Source organism: Microbulbifer maximicatervae (SeqCode) (genome assembly GCF_052467615.1).
Genome location: NZ_CP174319.1, coordinates 972,768 through 991,052, shown reverse-complemented (window position 1 = coordinate 991,052; position 18,285 = coordinate 972,768). Strand labels below are relative to the sequence as shown.

The following is an 18,285-nucleotide window of genomic DNA, read 5'->3' as shown; positions in this document are numbered from 1 at the left end:
AAAGTGTGAACGATTCTGTACAGCGCAAGCTCAAGATAGCGCTGCGAATTAACTGGATTTGTTATATCGGCATGCTCGTACTGTTTGTCGTCTGGAATCTATTCCTCGAAGGCGGCTCATTGTTCCTGTGGTGCTTGCAGACCATACCACTGCTGTTGGTACTACCTGGGTTACTAAAGCAGCACTATCGTAGCTATCTGTGGCTCTGTTTTATTCTTTTGCTGTATATCACTGCCAGTATTGTCGACGTAATGATGCCTACACGCGGCTGGCAGGATGGCGTACTGGTAGTCCTTAGCCTTATCCTATTCTTTTCATCAATGATGAGCAGCCGCTGGCATCGCATGCAATAGCCACCGGCACTACTCACATTGCTAATGATTTTGTAACTGATAAATAGACAACGCTTGCCCCTCAGCGCACTAAGGAGTTTTGAGGTTTGACTGATTCATCCAATGAGAAAGGACTGTTCCGCAGCTTTTTTGGTGCCATTGGCGGCTCAATTACCTGGCTGAGGCGAGTGTTTACCAACCTGGTGTTCCTGTTAATACTGGTATTCCTGGGTATCGCAATTTTTGGCAAGGACGAACAGCTGGTAGTCCCACAAGGCGCGGCCCTGCGCGTGGCTCCGAGTGGATTTCTGGTAGATGAGCTCAGCCAGCCCAGCGGATTACCGATTTTCTTCGGCGGCTCCCAGGGGCCAGCGGAAATCAGGGTTAAGGATCTTGTCGACTCTATCGACAAAGCCGCACAGGACAAACGCATTTCCGCACTGGTGCTGGAGCTCGACAATATGGTCGGCGGCAGTCTCAGCAAGCTCGACGAGATTGGCGCAGCCCTGCAGCGCTTCAAGGCTGCCGACAAGCCCATTTACGCGGTGGGTGATAACTACACCCAGGCGCAATATTTCCTCGCCAGCCACGCCGATAAAGTGTACCTGAATCCAATGGGTTCCGTGATGCTCACCGGCTTTGGCGTCTATCGGAATTACTATAAAAGCGCCCTTGAAAAGCTCAAAGTCAATTTCCACGTGTTCCGCGTTGGCGACTACAAGGATTTTATCGAACCCTATACTCGCGACGACATGTCTCCGGCTTCTCGTGAGAATAACCAGCGCTGGCTGCATGAACTCTGGAGTGAATACACCGAACAGGTGACTGGCCTTCGCAACCTGCCAACTGAGAGCATCGATCTATTTATCGACGAGTTACCCCAGAAACTGCAGCAGCATGAGGGCGACTGGGCACGTACTGCTCTGGCCAATAAACTGGTCGACCAACTCGCCAACCGCAACTTGGCTGTTCAAGAGCTACGCAAAACCATTGGTGAAGATGAGAACGATGAACGCAGTTATAAGGCCATCGATGCCCTCACCTATTTACGCAGCCAAAAGCTCAGCGAAGTCGCCGCCAAGAAAGAACCCAATAAGATTGCCTTAATCACGGCAAGCGGTTCTATTGTCGATGGCCGCGCTCCCGCCGGCAGGATCGGCAGCGAAAGCCTGGGAGAACTAATCGCACAGGCGCGCAAAAAAGAAGTTGATGCACTGGTTCTGCGCATTGACAGTGGCGGCGGCTCCGCCTTCGCGTCAGAAGCAATTCGACAGGAGTTACTCGCTACCCGCGAAGCCGATATCCCTGTCGTTATCTCCATGGGCAGTCTGGCCGCATCTGGTGGCTACTGGATTGCTACCGGCGGCGATCGAATCTGGGCCTCTCCCGCAACCCTGACAGGCTCCATTGGCGTATTTGGTGCCTTCCCGACCTTTGAGGATTCCCTTGAGGCACTGGGTATTTATACCGATGGTGTGGGCACTTCAGACCTGGCCGGCAGCATGCGGTTGGATCGTGCCCTACCCGAGGCAGCCGCCAGTATCCTGCAACAGGGAGTGGATAATACCTACGCCAGGTTCCTGAGAATTGTGGCCGAGTCCCGTGGCAGCACTCCCAAGGAAGTGCACAAAATTGCCCAGGGCCAGGTCTGGACCGGGCGCGCGGCCAAAAACCTGGGGCTGGTAGACGATCTGGGCAATCTCAACGACGCCATTGCCGACGCCGCACAGCTTGCTGAGATCGAAGAATACGATGTAATAGAGATCCAGCGCGAGCTGACTCCCGGCGAAAGATTCCTGCGCGCCCTGAGCGATAATGTGGATGCACGTATCGCCGCCAGCCTTGAGGCAAACCTGCCACTCGGCGCCTGGTTAAACAGCTTACAACCGGTTTTGGCACCAATCGGCGAACTGCAGAGCTTCCGCGACCCGCGCGGACTCTACGTGCGCTGCCTGCCCTGCCTAGCCCCCTAAAAGACTTCATCGCCTCTACCCTGCGCCGGCTCAATGCCGGCGCGGACGCCCATAAAGCTCACGCAATTCATTTTTCGCGGCCTCCAGGATTCTGCGCCTGCGCGCAGGTAAATGGTGGCCCGCACGATTGATATAAAAAGTGAGCATAGACATGGCTGAACGGAAAGGCTCTGATTTGCGCTGCTGACTGGCCTCAGCTGCACTCTTCAGGGATTTGGCTATCGCTTTTGGATCATCCAGGCTAAATACACCGGCTTCAAGGTCCAGCGCATGGCTGTTTGTCGAGACTCTCTGTGACCATTTGGCACTTTTTACTGATACCAAACCCCACCTCCATATCCGCAGTTCCCTGTTAAATATATGGTGGCTCAACCGGATTTGGTCGTTACGGGAATCCTAAGGAGCCCCTGAATAACTCCGTAATGCCTCTGCGGGTCTTGAAGGGTGCAGATGTAAGGCGCAGCTCGCCGCGAATGGCCGTAGCCCTTTGCAAGAGCTGCAACGCAGCAGATGCGGCCTTCAAGGCCCGCCCTTCGGGGCTTGCAGAGCGATTCACACTCCGCGTTGCGACTTCTTGAAAGGTCTAGACATTCCTGCGAAGCCGCGCCTTGATTGTGAACCGCTCTGCATGCCAGAGGTATCACGGAGCTATTCAGAGGCTCCCTAAACCTCGCTATCGGAAATTTTAACCTGCCGTAGAGCCCCACTCAGGGCAACCAGTGCGAATGCCAATAAACTCAGGATTCCCGCCCACAACAGTGTCGTCAGAGGCGCTGCGACCTCGCTCAAAACACCCGCAGCCAGGGCCCCCAGCGCCGCAGAGCCAAATAGGGCAAATTGATAAATAGAGATAATGCGACTGCGATAATCCGCCGGCGCCATCAATTGCACAATGCCTCGCCCCAACCCTGCGGAGGCTGCCGCAACCGCCCCCCAACACAGACACAACAGAATCAAGCCAAACTTTGTTGGCCCCAGGCTGATAGCAATCAAGAGTGCAGCGCTGTAAAGCAAGCACATCAAAATTCCTCGCCCTGGCTCCTGCCCCTGGCCCCGTCTCAACATAGTCACCGTCGCGATCACCGTGCCCGCTATAAATGCCAGCTGCAGGGTCGCGTAGTAACCGGCACCGCGGCCGTAGTCCTCGGCCAGCAGCGGTAAGACCACCAGGAAAACCCCAATATGCACAAAGCCATTGAACGCCATCAATGCTGTCAGCTCCCGCAATACCGGATGTTTCCATGCCTGACTGAGACCATCCAGAATCAGGGTATGGGGTCGCTTCTCTGGTGCCTTTTGACGCTCTTGAGGCTGGCGCAAGGAGAAAAGCAATAATGAAGCCACTAGCACAACGGCAATCTGTACACCCAGCAAGTGCTGCAAGCCCCACTGGTCAAATCGACTCGCTAGCAGCATGCCCACCGCCTGGCCGCCGTACTGCGCCAACATCATCCAGGTTACGGTTTTTTGCACGCCTCGCTCAGTGGCCTGCCCCTTGCGGTTGCGGGCACTGCGCTGCACCAGGTTATCCCGTGCCGGCTGTAAAAAAGCGCTGCACACCCCCAGGCAAATTCCGTAAACCATCAAGGTGGATAAATTCAGGACATGGAAGGTGAAATACAACAACAATGCGGTATGACAAAGCGCCAGGCCCAAACAGGCCAGAGCCGACACCAGAGCCGGGTCTCGCCTATCCGCTAAAGCGCCGCCAAACAGCAGGAATACCAGGTTTGGCAGCAATACTGATGCCTGAATCCACCCCAATTGCAGGGCCGGAAGATCCACGATCGTCAGCGCAATCCAGGGCAGCAATATCACCTGCAACCCGGTTGCCAGGGAGGTGCCGCTATAGCCCAACAGAAACCTTTGCAATTGGGTTGGCATTCTAGATACGAAATAACTCAATGATTAATAACCTGCCAACTCACGCTTTTGCGGCGTCATATTTGCCGAGTGCCGCAACCAGAAATACCAGCTTGATAGCTTCCGAAGTGTTCTTAGCCCAGAGCCATCACCACCATAGGCGGCAGACTCAAAAGCCTCTGTCACTGCTGCGGCATAACCAGACATCTCCGGTTTTTCCTCGGCAATCCGGCGGGCATAGGATCCTGCAGTCTCACCGGAATGCCGCTGGACCCCATTGCGGGCCATGCGCCGGCAAAAGCGCTGGTAGAGCTTCTCTGCAGGCGCCAACTTGGGTCCTCCTGCGGAGCGGGCCGCCCACAAACTGATACCCAACAAAAGCACAAGAATCGGTGCCCCCAGTAATAGGGCGATACGCATTGGAGACAGATCACCAAATAGCCGCTGTAACAAATTCTGCTGCCGATCGGCATCAAAGCTCACTACGGTTTGATACCAACGGTAGTTGATCATATCCCACTGTAAGCGCAACTGGCTGAGAATGCCGATACGGTGTAAAGGAAATAGGGAGTCCTGCATAAACTCTTCACCCGCCGCACTCTCCAGACCGTCGCGCACCCGCTCCGGAGCTACTGCCGCTGTGGGGTCTACACGTTGCCAGCCTTGGTCGTCGAGCCAAATTTCAGCCCAGGCATGGGCGTCGTACTCTCGCACCAATAAGTACTCTTCTCCACTGACCCACTCACCGCCCTGGTAACCAGCCACTACTCGCGCCGGTATCCCCGCTGCGCGCATGGCAAACACATAACTACCGGCAAAGTGCTCGCAGAAGCCCTGCTGGCTATCGAAAAGAAACTCATCAATAGTATCGCCGCCCAGTGCTGGAGGCTTCAGGGTATAAGTGAAAGCACTGTGAAAGTGCGACAGCAGCTGGGAGGAAACCGCCTCAGCACTGAGCCCCTGGTCCCGCAGGGAAGCCATCCACTGACGAGTACGGCTATTGCCGAAACTGGGAAGTTGCAAATTCCTGCGCCGCTCCGCATTGCTGAGAGTAGCACTGAGCGACAGGGTTTCTCTCGGCCAGGAACTTACCTGGTAAGAAAAGCGGTTGAAAACCGGGGTACGTTTTACCAGGCGATCATCCGTTGTCTCTCCCACACCCGCGCTCTCTGAAGCCGGTTTTGCCATAGCGAATAGCCAGGGGCTGCGGCTCGCTTCCTGGATAACCTGGTAGCGATAACGGGGACCCACTTGCGGAAGCACCTGCTCACCACTTCTCCAATACACTCGCCCGCCATTTCGAGGGTCAACACCATAGCCCTGGCGCCAGGTACGCCCATCAAATTCCGAGTACACCAAGCCCCTCCAGTAGCGCTGCTCTGGCGGGGGCACTGGTCCATCAAAGGAGATACGCAAGGTCGGCTTGCTGGATTTGGAAAGCTCAGTAAAGTCTCCCGGGGCCATCGAATCACTGACACCGGTACGCCCAGCGGAGGTATTCTGTGGCACAGACCAAAGGGGCCCCAGCCTAGGCATAACCAAAAACAACAACACCATCAACGGCGTGGCCTGTGCCACCAACCGCAGGGATAATCCCAGAGCCCGGCGCGGGCGCGCACTATAGTGTCCCAGCTGCGCCGCCAGGGCTGCAGTAATTACCAACACACTCAGTAAACCGTAAAGTGCATAGGGAATGGTCTGCTCTTGCACAAACAGAGTGGCGGCTACGAAGTAGGCCAGCAGCAGACTGACAAAGGCATCCCTGCGGCTGACCAGTTCGAGATTTTTCAGGGTGAATGACAGCGCCAAGAGTGCAATCATCGGCTCCAAAGCAAACAAGCGCCGATAGGACAGAGCCAGTCCCGCCACCGTCAACAGGATCACCGTCAGTTTAAGAGCCCGACCGGGTAAATCCCTGCGCCCGCGAAAAACTTCCAGGCGCCAATAAACTGCAAAGGCCCAGGCAAAAGCCACCCACAGTGGCAGCATTGTGAATTGCGGCAATAGGGCGACAAACTGGGCGGCAAAAATCCACAGCAAACTCTCCCTGGGCAATAAATCCTTATTCGCAATCATCACTGGCCTCGCCCTGGGTACAGGGCCAATGCCTGCAAGACCTGCTGCTGATGCTCGGGACCGAGCGAAGGCTCTATTGAAATGCCAGGCAGGCACAAACCGTATGCAATGCCTTGCTTTTCCGCTTGTAGGGTCCAGTCACAGAGATTACTCAGGCGCATCTCTATATCCCTGCCATCGAGTAAACCCCAGTCGAGCCACAAGCGCGTGTCAGTTTTGCGCTCATAGTCCTTGCTGTAAAGATCGCGTCCGGCCGCGTATTGCTTCCAGGCTACATGGCGTAACGAGTCACCCGCTTGATAGGGTTTTAGCGCTGCAAAATCATCCCCCCCCCGCTTCACCTCACCAAACTCCCCCTCGGCAACAGTCTCTCCTAGCGGTAAAGGGCCCGCAGAAATTGGACGGGGGTAAACCAAAAATTCAACATCCAGGTCAATGCGGCTCCAGCAGCGAAATAACCCGAGAGGGAAACGACTTTCAACCCTCAACCGAGGTGCCTGCACTCGCCCACGTTTTACTACCGGCATAGAGATACAAATATCCGCACTTTTCTGCTCGCACAAATCCACGCGACTGCCCTGCTCCGGTGGCCAACTCAGCTCGAGCCATTCCCGCTCCCGCTTGCCCTCACAACTGACATTAATTTCCGCCTCGGCAAAATCACCAGCAAAAGCTGCTCGGGTATCCACAAGGCGCAAGTGCACGCCACTTAAATTGGCAAAGGTGTGTAGTGGTAGCACCGCCAAAATGCTGACCAACAAAAATGTCAGAGCGAAAACCAGATTGTTTTCATAATTGGTGCCCAGCAACCACAATAATGCCACCACTATTAGGAAACCTAAGCCTGCGCGCGTGGGCAGGATAAATAATCGGCTGTGGTTCAAGGTAATCGCTCGGGCCCGCGGTGCCCGGCGACTAAGCCAGCGCTGCATAAGGTTGCGCCAATATTCCACCAGCAGGTGTATCGGATTGCGGGAAGGGTTCCGACGTTGGGGGTGACTTACACTCATCGACTCAGGCCGCAATCACATCCACTTGGCGCATCAGACGCTCAACCAACTGCTCGCCGTTGCTGCCATCGCTCTGTAATCGATGTCCTGCCACCGCCGGCAACACAGCCTGGATATCCTCAGGCAAAACATGGCCACGATTGTGAATCAACGCCCAGGCTTTGGCTGCGCGCAAAAGGGCCAAAGCGCCTCGGGGTGATAAACCCACTGCGCAATCCGGGCTCTGGCGGGTTTGCAAAACCAGTCGCTCCAAGTAATCCAACAGACTGTCAGAAGTTTTCACCTGCGTAACCAGGTTTTGCATTTTTCCGAGTGTGGCGATATCGATTCTGGGCTTTAACTTTGCCAGCTGCTGCCTCGGATCGGCCCCCAAATACAAAGCTCGTTCCGCCTCCCGGGTGGGATAGCCGAGACTAATACGCATTAGAAAGCGATCCAACTGGGATTCCGGCAATGCAAAGGTGCCCGATTGTTGCATCGGGTTTTGCGTGGCAATCACAAAAAATGGCTGGGGCAGTGTGCGGGTCTCACCATCGACACTCACCTGGCGCTCTTCCATGGCCTCTAACAGCGCACTTTGGGTTTTTGGCGATGAGCGATTAATCTCATCCGCCAATAACACCTGGCTAAACACAGGTCCCTCGTGAAAATGAAATTGGCTGGACTCCCGATCAAATATCGAAACACCGAGAATATCCGCCGGCAACATATCACTGGTGAACTGCACCCGCTTATACGTTAGCCCCAGCACCTGGGCGAGTGCATGAGCCAAGGTGGTCTTACCCATACCCGGTAGGTCTTCGATCAATAGGTGGCCTTTTGATAACAAACAGGCCAACGCCAACTTCACCTGGCGCTCTTTACCCAATAAAACGCTGCCGATATCGGACACTATGGCGGAAACTATTTTTTGCACGGCAAATCCATTACTGCTCAATTTTTCTCAAGGGGGCTATTTCTACACACCGGCAGGGGCGCAACAAAATGCAAACGCTACCGGAAGCAGCGAACAGTATTTCACTGTCCGCTAATAATCATAGGTAGCTGGGCGCTTACGCCAGCGCTTATAGTTGGGATAATCCACGCATCAGGTCGCGCTTGAGATCCTCAACATTTTCCAGCCCTACCGAAACACGAATTAAATTTTCGGTAATTCCGGCGCGAGCCTTATCTTCATCACTAAGGCGGCCGTGGGTTGTCGTGGCAGGGTGCACAATAGTGGTTTTTGCATCCCCCAAGTTGGCGGTGCAGGAGAGGATTTTACAATTGTCGATCACTTTCCAGGCAGCTTCGCGACCACCGCGCACAGTAAAACTCAGCACTGCGCCAAAAGCGTCTTGCTGTTCCCGCGCTAGGCGGTGTTGGGGGTGTTTAGGCAAGCCGGTGTAATTTACCTTCTCAACCATCTCCTGCTCATCGAGCCACCAAGCCAAGTCGAGTGCATTGGTGCAATGCGCCTGCATACGCAGCTTTAAAGTTTCCAGGCCTTTGAGGAATACCCAGGCATTAAACGGGCTCATACTCGGTCCGGCAGTGCGCAGGAAAACCACCAACTCATCCATTACATCCTTGCGACCAACAACAACACCGCCCAGGGCCCGCCCCTGGCCGTCGAGGAATTTGGTTGCGGAGTGCACCACAATATCAGCGCCCATGGATAGAGGTCGCTGCAGTGCCGGGGTACAGAAACAGTTATCGACAACCAGCATGGCACCAGCGCTGTGGGCGACCTGTGCCAACGCGCGGATATCGGCTACTTCACACAGAGGGTTGGAAGGCGTCTCCATAAACAGCAGCTTGGTGGAACCATCTACGGCCTGCTTCCAGGCATCCATATCGGTCAAATCGACATAGCTCACCCGCACGCCGAACTTTTCCATATAGCGGCCAAATAAAGCCGTAGTTGTGCCGAAAACACTGCGGGAACAGATAACGTGGTCGCCACTTTTCAGTAGCGCCATACAAATACTGAGAATGGCAGCCATGCCACTAGCAGTGGCTACCGCAGCTTCACCGCCTTCTAGAGCAGCGATGCGCTCTTCAAAAGTGCGTACTGTGGGGTTGGTATAGCGGGAGTAGACGTTGCCGGAGCTTTCGCCAGAAAAGCGCGCAGCAGCCTCTGCAGCAGAGGGGAAAACATAACTGGAGGTGAGGTAAAGTGCCTCGGAGTGCTCTCCTTCCGGTGAGCGAACCTGGCCGGCGCGCACCGCCAGGGTTTCCAGAGCGTAACCGTCGTCTTCAAACATATACCGCTTCCTGGTCAGTATTTTTGGAAGCAGTCATCTTAACCGAAACGATCTTAACTGGCGCCCTCTTCTGCCGCGAGAAAAGGACGCTTACGCTTTTTTACTATTGGCAGGCTACAAAAACGGTTTTTTTGCCGCCCGCCAATCAGATGAAGGATATTTAGATATTCCCCCAAGGGCGAATTACAAAGCGTTGGCGTCGGCCTTTTTACGCTTCGCCGTATCATTGCGCTGAGCGTGCAGATCGTTCAGGTATTCCTCGTCCACATCACCGGTGATGTAATTGCCGTCGAATACAGAGCAATCAAAGCGGTCAATTTTTTGCTTGCCGCCGCTGGAGCTGACCACCAGATCTTCCAGCTCCTGGTAGATCAACCAGTCTGCGCCAATCTCCTCACAGATTTCCTCGGTGGTGCGACCGTGAGCCACCAGCTCAGTGGCGGAGGGCATGTCGATACCGTAAACATTCGGGTATTTTACTGCAGGGGCAGCACTGGCGAAGTACACTTTGGCAGCACCGGCATCGCGGGCCATCTGGATAATCTGCTTACAGGTAGTACCGCGCACAATGGAGTCATCTACCAGCAACACGTTCTTGCCACGGAATTCCAGCTCGATGGCATTGAGCTTCTGGCGAACCGACTTCTTGCGCTGCTTTTGACCGGGCATGATAAAGGTTCGGCCGATATAGCGGTTCTTCACCATACCTTCACGGAATTTCACCCCCAAGCGGTGGGCTACCGTCTGGCCTGCCGTGCGGGCAGAATCCGGGATCGGGATAACCACGTCGATATCGTGATCCGGGCGCATGCTGAGAATTTTGTCCGCCAGATGCTCACCCTGACGCAAACGCGCCTTGTGTACCGATACGCCATCCATAATGGAGTCAGGGCGGGCAAAGTACACATGCTCAAAAATACAGGGAGTCAAAGACGGGTTATCTGAACACTGCTCGGAGTGCACAGTGCCATCCAATTCGATATAGAGCGCTTCGCCAGGAGCGACATCGCGCACCAGGGTGTAACCCAGTACGTCCAGAGCCACGGACTCGGAAGCCACCATATATTCGGTGCCCTTCTCGGTTTCACGCTTGCCGTAAACCAGTGGGCGAATTCCGTTGGGATCGCGGAAAGCAACAATACCGTAACCGACAATCAGGGCAACGCAAGCGTAGGCGCCGCGCACGCGCTTGTGTACAGAGCGCATCGCACTGAAGATATCTTCGGCTTTCGGCTGCAGCTTGTGCAACTTGTGCAGCTCGTGGGCGAACACGTTCAGCAACACTTCCGAGTCAGAATCTGTATTGATATGGCGCAGGTCCTGCTGGAAGATCTCATCGACCACCTCATGCACATTGGTGAGGTTGCCGTTGTGAGCCATGGCAATGCCGTAGGGAGAGTTCACGTAGAACGGCTGAGCCAGCGCCGGGCCGGAGCTACCGGCAGTGGGGTAGCGGACGTGACCAATACCAAAATTACCTTTCAGACGCTCCATGTGGCGCGCGCGGAATACGTCGCGAACCAGACCATTGGCTTTCTGCTGGTTCAGGCGATCATCGTCACAGGTAACGATACCGGCGGCATCCTGTCCCCTGTGCTGCAGCAGAGTGAGCCCATCATAGAGCTGCAGATTGACGTCACTCTTACCGACGATACCGACGATACCACACATATATTTGACCCTATTGACTCGAGAAGAGCGCTTTTGGCGCTCTATTTAAAACAACTTTACGAAGAATTCCTTAACGGAGCCCGCCAGCTCCCGCGCACTATCCTCAAATTCGAGGAAATGGGGAATCAGAACAGACTGACTCCACCAACTGTCCTGTTCCACCGGCACCAATGCCGGGGCCAGGATCAACAGCGCCATCACGACAATGGCTCCCCGCACCAAGCCAAACGCCATTCCCAGCACTCTATCTGTACCGGATAGCCCAGTTGCCTCAACAAAGGCAGAGAGCACCATGTTGAGACCGGCGCCAGCGAGTAAGGTGCCGATAAACAGGATGCCAAAAGCTGCAATCATTTGGAGGGAGGGGGTGTCGACGAGGTTGGATAGCATTGGCGCCAGCTGGTCGCGAAACATCATGGCGACGATAAAGGCGGCAATCCAGGTAAGCAGAGACAAGGTTTCCTTGATGAAACCTCGACTAAGGCCGATAAGCGTGGAGATACCCACAATAGCCAGAATGATCCAGTCAGCCCAATTCATTCAATCCTACCTGCGTGGCGGCTGCTGCCGCGAAGAGCGCGCATTCTAACTGAAGGGACTAAGCGCGTGAAGCCGTAGGCCAACCGATTGGAATTTATTACTTGTAGTACCGCTTTCCCTGGACGTTTGGCACAGTGGCAATCGGTTAATTGCGAATAAAAATGCAAAGTGGAAATCTGCCAGCGAGTTACCACCATCCGCCTCGGGCTGAAATAGTGGCAACCTGAAGTCAAAGGCCCGATCAGGCCTTGAACTGAAGCACGAGGGTCTGGGCTTTCAGAAGGGTATCCAATTCTTTTTTCAGTTGATGGGCATCGGCCTTGTTGACCTTTGGCCCAACAAAGACCCGCACCAGGCGACCCTTGTCTGTATCCACTGCCCGAGTATAGGCACTGTAGCCCTCGTTCATCAGGCGCAAACGCAGCTTGTCCGCATTGGACTCATCCCGGTAGGAAGCCACTTGAACCACCCAGGCCACAGGCAGGCCATAGGCATCTACAAGGGGCGAGGCTCCCTTCTTCGGCGCGGCCAGTTTTTCCTCCGGCTCATCACTCTTGGCGATCTCTGACCGTTCCTCCCCCTCATCAGCTACTGGAGCCTTCGGGTTGGAGAAGTTCTCCGGCAGATCCGGCTGGAAAGCCTCACCGGGCGCCGGTGCAGGCACAGCATCCGCTACCGGTTGCGGCTCGGCAATTTCAATAGGGCGTATATCCGGCTCCGCCGGAATCTGGCTGGTTTCACTGATATTGCCTGCGGCCTCCCGGTCCAACAGGCTGGGCAAGAAAATAACGGCAAGCGCAGCCAAAACCAACGCACCGACAATACGCTGCTTAAATCCGTCGTTCAATCGCCCTCGGCGGGAGGGTTTACCCTCGCAATTCTCCATTACCTTCGTCTCGCATCTGCTGCAGAACCTCAGCCACAGTAAAGAAGGAACCAAATACAAGCAACCTATCTTGTGGACCAATGGTCGGCAGCAGCTGTTGTAAACCATCGGCGACGCTTGGACAGCGGCTATCGGCGTTCGTTGCCTCAACACCTGCTGCGGCCAGACCTTCCAGCAAGGTCTCTCCGCTCGCAGCGCGGCTATTGCCCGGTAACTCTGCGGGGTGCCAGGCATCCACCACATCCCGCAAAGGCGCGAAGAGTCCCGCCAAATCCTTATCGGCCATGGCCGCTACCAGCGCATGGGTCTCACCATCTACAGGGTGATCTGCAAGCCATTTAGCCAAGTGTTCGGCCGCTGCCGGATTGTGCCCCACATCCAACAGCAAGTTACACCCCTGCCATTGAACCTGCTGACAGCGCCCAGGCAGGGCAATTTCAGCCAGTGCAGATTCGACCTCACCTTGGGGCAATACATTGAGCAGAGCCAGCGCGGTAATCCCAGCAGCGATACTCGGGCGCGGCAAGTTGATCGGGGGAATAGCAAGTTCCAACTCACCAAAACGGTAAAGTTCTTTTTTACCCTCTCCCAAATTGAGAGAGAAATCCTGACCTATAAAGTAACTGGAACTGGACAATTTTTCTGCCGCAGACAGCACAGATTGGGTGGGATTGCTATCAGCACAGACAAAAGGCGCCCCAGCACGCAGGATACCGGCTTTTTCACGGCCGATTATTTCCCGGTCACTGCCAAGCCAGTCCTCGTGATCAATGGCAACGCTGGTGATAATAGCGAGATCCGCATCCACCAGGTTGACTGCATCCAGGCGTCCACCCAGGCCAACTTCCAGAAGTGCAAACTCGACGCCTGCCCTTTGAAATAACCAGAGCGCCGCCAGGGTGGTGTATTCAAAATAGGTCAGGCTGGTCTCACCGCGAGCAACCTCGATAGCCTCAAACGCCAGCACGAGATCTTTATCGGCAACCTCTTCACCCCCGATACGCACCCTCTCGTTAAAGCGCAGAAGGTGTGGGGAACTGTAAGCGCCTACGGAGCGCCCCCCCTTACACAGCAGCGCCTCCATAGTCGCCACGCAGGAACCCTTACCATTGGTGCCCGCCACAGTAATCACTGTCGGTGCCGGTTTCTGGATACCCAGTGCATCGGCCACAGACGCGACGCGCTCAAGACCTAATTCAATTTCGGAAGGGTGCAGCTGCTCCAGGCGGGAGAGCCAATCTTGCAGTGAAGGCATAGTTGAAAACATCGATGATGGGGGCTGCAATCAGCGGAAATTAAGCTGATCACAGCATTACCCCAAGGGAATGGAAATCAGTTGCCGGTCAGTTTACCCAATATGCGGGACACTGTAGAGCGCATTTCCTTGCGAGGAATAATCATATCAATTGCGCCGTGCTCCAGCAGGAACTCACTGCGCTGGAAACCTTTCGGCAATTTCTGGCGAATGGTCTGCTCGATAATATTCGGGCCGGCAAAACCAGCGCGCGCTCCGGGCTCCGCCGCGTTGATATCACCCAGCAGGGCCAGGGATGCGGAAACACCACCGTAAACCGGGTCGGTCATAATGGAGATATATGGCACGCCGGCCATCTTCATTTTTTCCAGCACCGCCGAGGTTTTGGCCATCTGCATCAGGGAGATCAGGGCCTCCTGCATACGGGCACCACCGGTAGCAGAGAAACAAACCAGCGGGATACGCTGCTCCAAGGCACGCTGAGCGGCACGGGTAAAGCGCTCGCCGACCACATAGCCCATGGAGCCACCGTGGAAAGCGAACTCAAATGCTACCGCTACCAGGGGGGCACCATTCAGGCTGCCCTGCATGGCGATCAGGGCATCCTTCTCACCAGTGGACTTTTGTGCCTGTACCAAGCGGTCTTTATATTTTTTAACGTCTTTAAACTTCAGGCGATCAACCGGCTGCACATCGGTGGCCAGCTCTTCACGACCTTCCTCGTCGAGGAAGATATCCAGGCGGCGACGGGCGCCGATTCTAAAGTGGTGATCGCACTTGGGGCACACATCCAGATTGCGTTCCAGCTCCGGGCGGTAAAGCATCGCATCGCATTTGACGCACTTCTTCCAAACCCCCTCGGGGACCTTGCTGCTGCCGGTGCGACGCTCTGTGCGAATTACCGCAGGGACAATTTTTTCTAACCAGCTCATCTCGTTTCCAAATCCGGAGGCTTTCTTTGGGCCGGCACATTTTACCGACCAGTGGGTTTCAGGCTAGGAATTAAAACACTAAGCTGAACAACAAACCCGGCCAGATCAGCCGCTATTTTTGGCTTTCTGGCCAACTTTGTGCTTAGACCTGTAGCTGCTTTTAGCGATCCAGGGCTTCGCGCATCTCGCTGACAATAGCTCCAACCGCCGTTTTAGCGGCTTCCAGGTCTGCCGCCGCATCTACTGCCGACACCAGCACGCTACCGACTACAGCACCGTCGCCATGGGCACTGACCTGGCGGGCCGAGGTACCATCTTTGATACCGAAGCCAACACACAGGGGCAGATCGGTAAACTGGCGAATATGGTCCAGATTGTCACGCACTGAATCCAAATCCAGGTGGCCTGCTCCGGTAACCCCCTTCAGGGATACATAGTAAACAAAGCCACTGGCGACATCGGTAATTTCACGAATACGCTCTTCAGTGGTGGTAGGCGTTAGCAGGAAGATATTGCGCAGGTTGCGCTCCGCCAAAAAGGCATTCAGGGAACCGGACTCTTCAGCTGGCAGATCTACGGTCAGGGCACCATCGACACCCGCAGTGGACGCCGCTTCAGCAAACTCCAATTCACCCATACGCTGAATAGGGTTGGCATAGCCCATCAGGATTACCGGGGTGTCACTATCCGACTGACGAAATTCTTTCACCAATGCCAAACATTTGCGCAGCGAAGCCCCATTGGCCAGTGCGCGCTCATGCCCTTTCTGAATTACCGGGCCCTCTGCCATGGGGTCGGAAAACGGCACCCCCAGTTCAATAACATCGGCCCCGCTGGCCACCAACTGATGCATCAACGGCACAGTATTTTCCAAGCCGCCATCGCCAGCGACAATATAAGTTACCAGTGCCTTGCGGCCCTCATCGCGCAACTTGGCAAAGCGGCGATCAATTCTATTTTGTTCTGTCACAGTTTATTCCCTGAGCTACTCCTGGCAAAAAGCCAGCTCAATTATTTGATCTTCACCCATTTTGCCCGCCTCAGAGGCGGGCGGTGATATTGCTACACCTCGATACCGTCGATAGCAGCAACGGTGAAAATATCCTTATCGCCTCGGCCGGAGAGATTCACGAGGACATTCTGTTCAGGGCTCATGGAAGCCGCCAACTTGAGCGCGTACGCGACTGCATGGCTGGATTCCAATGCCGGCAAAATGCCCTCAGTGCGAGTGAGTCGACGGAAGGCATCCAGGGCTTCATCATCATCGGCGGTGACATATTCCACCCGGCCGATATCTTTCAGCCAAGAGTGCTCAGGGCCAACACCCGGGTAGTCGAGCCCTGCAGAAACCGAGTGAGTCTCGATAATCTGGCCGTCGTCATCTTCCATCAGGTAGGTGCGGTTACCGTGCAGAACACCGGGAATACCATCATTCAGTGGTGCAGCATGCTTACCGGAAGCCAGGCCTTCACCGCCGGCTTCGACACCAAACATTTTCACTTCAGCGTCATTCAGGAACGGGTGGAACAGGCCGATCGCATTGGAACCACCACCGACGCAGGCCACCAGCGCATCGGGCAACTGGCCAAAGCGCTCCAAACTCTGGCGACGGGCTTCACGGCCGATAATAGAGTTGAAGTCGCGCACCAATTGCGGATAAGGGTGAGGACCAGCCACAGTGCCGATAATGTAGAAAGTATTATCGACATTGGTTACCCAATCGCGCATGGCTTCATTCATGGCGTCCTTTAGGGTCTTGGAGCCGGATTCCACCGGCACCACTTCTGCCCCGAGCAGTTTCATACGGTATACGTTGGGGGACTGGCGCTTAACGTCTTCCGCACCCATATAAACCGTACACTGCAAACCGAGACGCGCCGCCACGGTTGCCGTAGCCACACCGTGTTGACCAGCGCCGGTTTCGGCAATAACACGGGTTTTACCGCTGTGTTTGGCCAGCAGTGCCTGGCCCACCGTGTTATTTACCTTGTGCGCACCGGTATGGTTCAGGTCTTCCCTCTTAAGCCAGATTCGCGCACCGCCCGCCTGCTCAGTCAGTCGCTCAGCAAGATACAGCGGCGATGGCCGGCCTACGTAGTGCGCCAGATCGTGATCAAAGGCAGCGACAAAATCCGGATCATCTTTCAGGCGGCTATACATTGCCTGAAGCTCATCCAATGCGCTGATCAGCGTCTCCGATACAAAGCGACCGCCGTAGGGACCAAAATGTCCGCTCGCATCCGGGAAGGTGGAAAAATCGATAGCACCTGGCTTACTCACACTCATACTCCGTGGGTCACGTGGGGTTAAAACTTTCTTTCTGTTTACCTACTGTTTGAATAGTTCTCCTTGAACTATTCAAACGTCGCCAGAAAATACTGGCGCAGATGCGTTGATCTGCTGGTATTTGCTGACTCGCGCCGGCCAAGCCGGCAAGCGGCACTTCCCTGTGCCGCTTCAATACTATTAGCCGTAGTTCTCCCTGAACTATTCAAACGTCGCCAGAAAATACTGGCGCAGATGCGTCGATCTGCTGGTATTTACTGGCTCGCGCCGGCTAAGCCGGCGAGCGGCACTTCCCTGTGCCGCTTCAATACTATTAGCCGTAGTTCTTCCTGAACTATTCAAACGTCGCCAGAAAATACTGGCGCAGATACGTCGATCTGCTGGTATTTGCTGGCTCGCGCCGGCCAAGCCGGCGGGCGGCACTTCCCTGTGCCGCCTCAATACTATTAGCCGTAGTTCTTCCCGAACTATTCAAACGTCGCCAGAAAATACTGGCGCAGATGCGTCGATCTGCTGGTATTTACTGGCTCGCGCCGGCCAAGCCGGCGGGCGGCACTTCCGGTACCGCCTCTAAATCTATCTCTTCGCCGCGCTGACAAACGCAAAAACTTTTTCTCGATCCTTGCGTCCCGGCTGACGCTCTACACCTCCGCTCACATCCACCCCCTGTGGGCGCGCAGCTTCTACTGCTGCAGTTACATTAGCGGGATTCAAGCCACCGGCAAGAACGATCGGGCGACTGCTATCTTGGGGAACCCTGTCCCAATCAAAGGTCTCTCCGGTACCACCGGGGACACCAGGCCTGTAGGCATCCAATAGAAAACCCCGGGCTTTGGGGTGCTCAGTCATTGCGGCTTTGACATCGAGGTCAACTTTCATCCGCAACGCTTTGATATAGGGACGCCGGAATTGTTCGCAGAAACGGGCGCTTTCATCGCCGTGGAATTGCAACAGGTTAAGCGGCACCGATTCCAGTACAGCGTCCACCTCACTCTGTGCCGCATCGACAAATAACCCCGTCAGGGTGACAAATGGGGGAACTGCCGCTGCAACTTTAGCTGCCATATCAAGATCGATATAGCGCGGGCTCAGCTTATAAAATACCAGGCCCAACGCGTCGGCACCTGCATCTACAGCCATCAGAGCATCTTCTATACAAGTGATGCCGCATATTTTTACTTGCATCGTGTAACCTGGACTCAGCCGGCTGGCCGA

16 protein-coding genes are annotated in these 18,285 nt (G+C 55.1%); 2 read left to right on the top strand and 14 right to left on the bottom strand.

Features of this window, described 5'->3' with window-relative positions; genetic code table 11:
• The first annotated feature begins 5 nt into the window (after positions 1-5).
• Both ACJJIM_RS04515 and sppA read left to right on the top strand, forming a co-directional pair.
• Entirely contained in the window at positions 6-353 is a 348-nt protein-coding gene (locus tag ACJJIM_RS04515) for a DUF2069 domain-containing protein (protein ID WP_413664962.1), read from the top strand.
• 86 nt (positions 354-439) lie between these two features.
• Positions 440-2,305 carry a signal peptide peptidase SppA gene (gene sppA / locus ACJJIM_RS04510; RefSeq protein ID WP_413664961.1) on the top strand — a complete coding sequence of 622 codons (1,866 nt, stop codon included), beginning with the start codon at positions 440-442 and terminating at the stop codon, positions 2,303-2,305.
• A 30-nt stretch (positions 2,306-2,335) separates the two neighbouring features.
• Here sppA and ACJJIM_RS04505 read toward each other — a convergent pair whose 3' ends face one another.
• The 14 genes from ACJJIM_RS04505 to ACJJIM_RS04440 form a co-directional block, all read right to left on the bottom strand.
• The gene (locus ACJJIM_RS04505) at positions 2,336-2,629 is read right to left on the bottom strand and encodes a DUF3175 domain-containing protein (RefSeq protein ID WP_444912513.1); all 294 of its coding nucleotides are present in this window, start codon (positions 2,627-2,629) and stop codon (positions 2,336-2,338) included.
• Positions 2,630-2,968: 339 nt separating this feature from the next.
• Positions 2,969-4,189 (bottom strand): MFS transporter, encoded by a 1,221-nt coding sequence (locus ACJJIM_RS04500; protein ID WP_444912512.1) that lies wholly within the window; start codon positions 4,187-4,189, stop codon positions 2,969-2,971.
• A gap of 24 nt (positions 4,190-4,213) precedes the next feature.
• On the bottom strand, positions 4,214-6,244 hold the full coding sequence (locus ACJJIM_RS04495; protein ID WP_444913383.1) for a transglutaminase TgpA family protein: 2,031 nt from the start codon (positions 6,242-6,244) through the stop codon (positions 4,214-4,216).
• Complete coding sequence (locus ACJJIM_RS04490; protein WP_413664958.1) at positions 6,244-7,254, bottom strand: DUF58 domain-containing protein; 1,011 nt, start codon at positions 7,252-7,254, stop codon at positions 6,244-6,246. The genes ACJJIM_RS04495 and ACJJIM_RS04490 overlap by 1 nt, the downstream gene beginning before the upstream one ends.
• A gap of 4 nt (positions 7,255-7,258) precedes the next feature.
• Entirely contained in the window at positions 7,259-8,170 is a 912-nt protein-coding gene (locus tag ACJJIM_RS04485; RefSeq protein WP_413664957.1) for an AAA family ATPase, read from the bottom strand.
• Between the two features lie 148 nt (positions 8,171-8,318).
• On the bottom strand, positions 8,319-9,500 hold the full coding sequence (locus ACJJIM_RS04480; protein ID WP_413664956.1) for an O-succinylhomoserine sulfhydrylase: 1,182 nt from the start codon (positions 9,498-9,500) through the stop codon (positions 8,319-8,321).
• Between the two features lie 183 nt (positions 9,501-9,683).
• The gene (gene purF / locus ACJJIM_RS04475) at positions 9,684-11,171 is read right to left on the bottom strand and encodes an amidophosphoribosyltransferase (RefSeq protein WP_282931878.1); all 1,488 of its coding nucleotides are present in this window, start codon (positions 11,169-11,171) and stop codon (positions 9,684-9,686) included.
• A 45-nt stretch (positions 11,172-11,216) separates the two neighbouring features.
• Entirely contained in the window at positions 11,217-11,711 is a 495-nt protein-coding gene (locus ACJJIM_RS04470; RefSeq protein ID WP_282931877.1) for a CvpA family protein, read from the bottom strand.
• 241 nt (positions 11,712-11,952) lie between these two features.
• Positions 11,953-12,597: an SPOR domain-containing protein gene (locus tag ACJJIM_RS04465; RefSeq protein WP_413664955.1), complete on the bottom strand. Its 645-nt coding sequence runs from the start codon at positions 12,595-12,597 to the stop codon at positions 11,953-11,955.
• Positions 12,578-13,852 (bottom strand): bifunctional tetrahydrofolate synthase/dihydrofolate synthase, encoded by a 1,275-nt coding sequence (gene folC / locus ACJJIM_RS04460; RefSeq protein ID WP_413664954.1) that lies wholly within the window; start codon positions 13,850-13,852, stop codon positions 12,578-12,580. Before folC ends, ACJJIM_RS04465 begins: the two co-directional genes overlap by 20 nt.
• A 77-nt stretch (positions 13,853-13,929) precedes the next feature.
• The gene (gene accD, locus ACJJIM_RS04455; RefSeq protein WP_282931874.1) at positions 13,930-14,784 is read right to left on the bottom strand and encodes an acetyl-CoA carboxylase, carboxyltransferase subunit beta; all 855 of its coding nucleotides are present in this window, start codon (positions 14,782-14,784) and stop codon (positions 13,930-13,932) included.
• A gap of 160 nt (positions 14,785-14,944) precedes the next feature.
• Positions 14,945-15,754 carry a tryptophan synthase subunit alpha gene (gene trpA, locus ACJJIM_RS04450; RefSeq protein WP_413664953.1) on the bottom strand — a complete coding sequence of 270 codons (810 nt, stop codon included), beginning with the start codon at positions 15,752-15,754 and terminating at the stop codon, positions 14,945-14,947.
• A 92-nt stretch (positions 15,755-15,846) separates the two neighbouring features.
• Positions 15,847-17,070: a tryptophan synthase subunit beta gene (trpB, locus tag ACJJIM_RS04445; protein ID WP_108732438.1), complete on the bottom strand. Its 1,224-nt coding sequence runs from the start codon at positions 17,068-17,070 to the stop codon at positions 15,847-15,849.
• Positions 17,071-17,646: 576 nt separating this feature from the next.
• Positions 17,647-18,255, bottom strand: coding sequence for a phosphoribosylanthranilate isomerase (locus ACJJIM_RS04440; protein ID WP_413664952.1), 609 nt, complete (start codon positions 18,253-18,255; stop codon positions 17,647-17,649).
• Positions 18,256-18,285 lie beyond the last annotated feature (30 nt).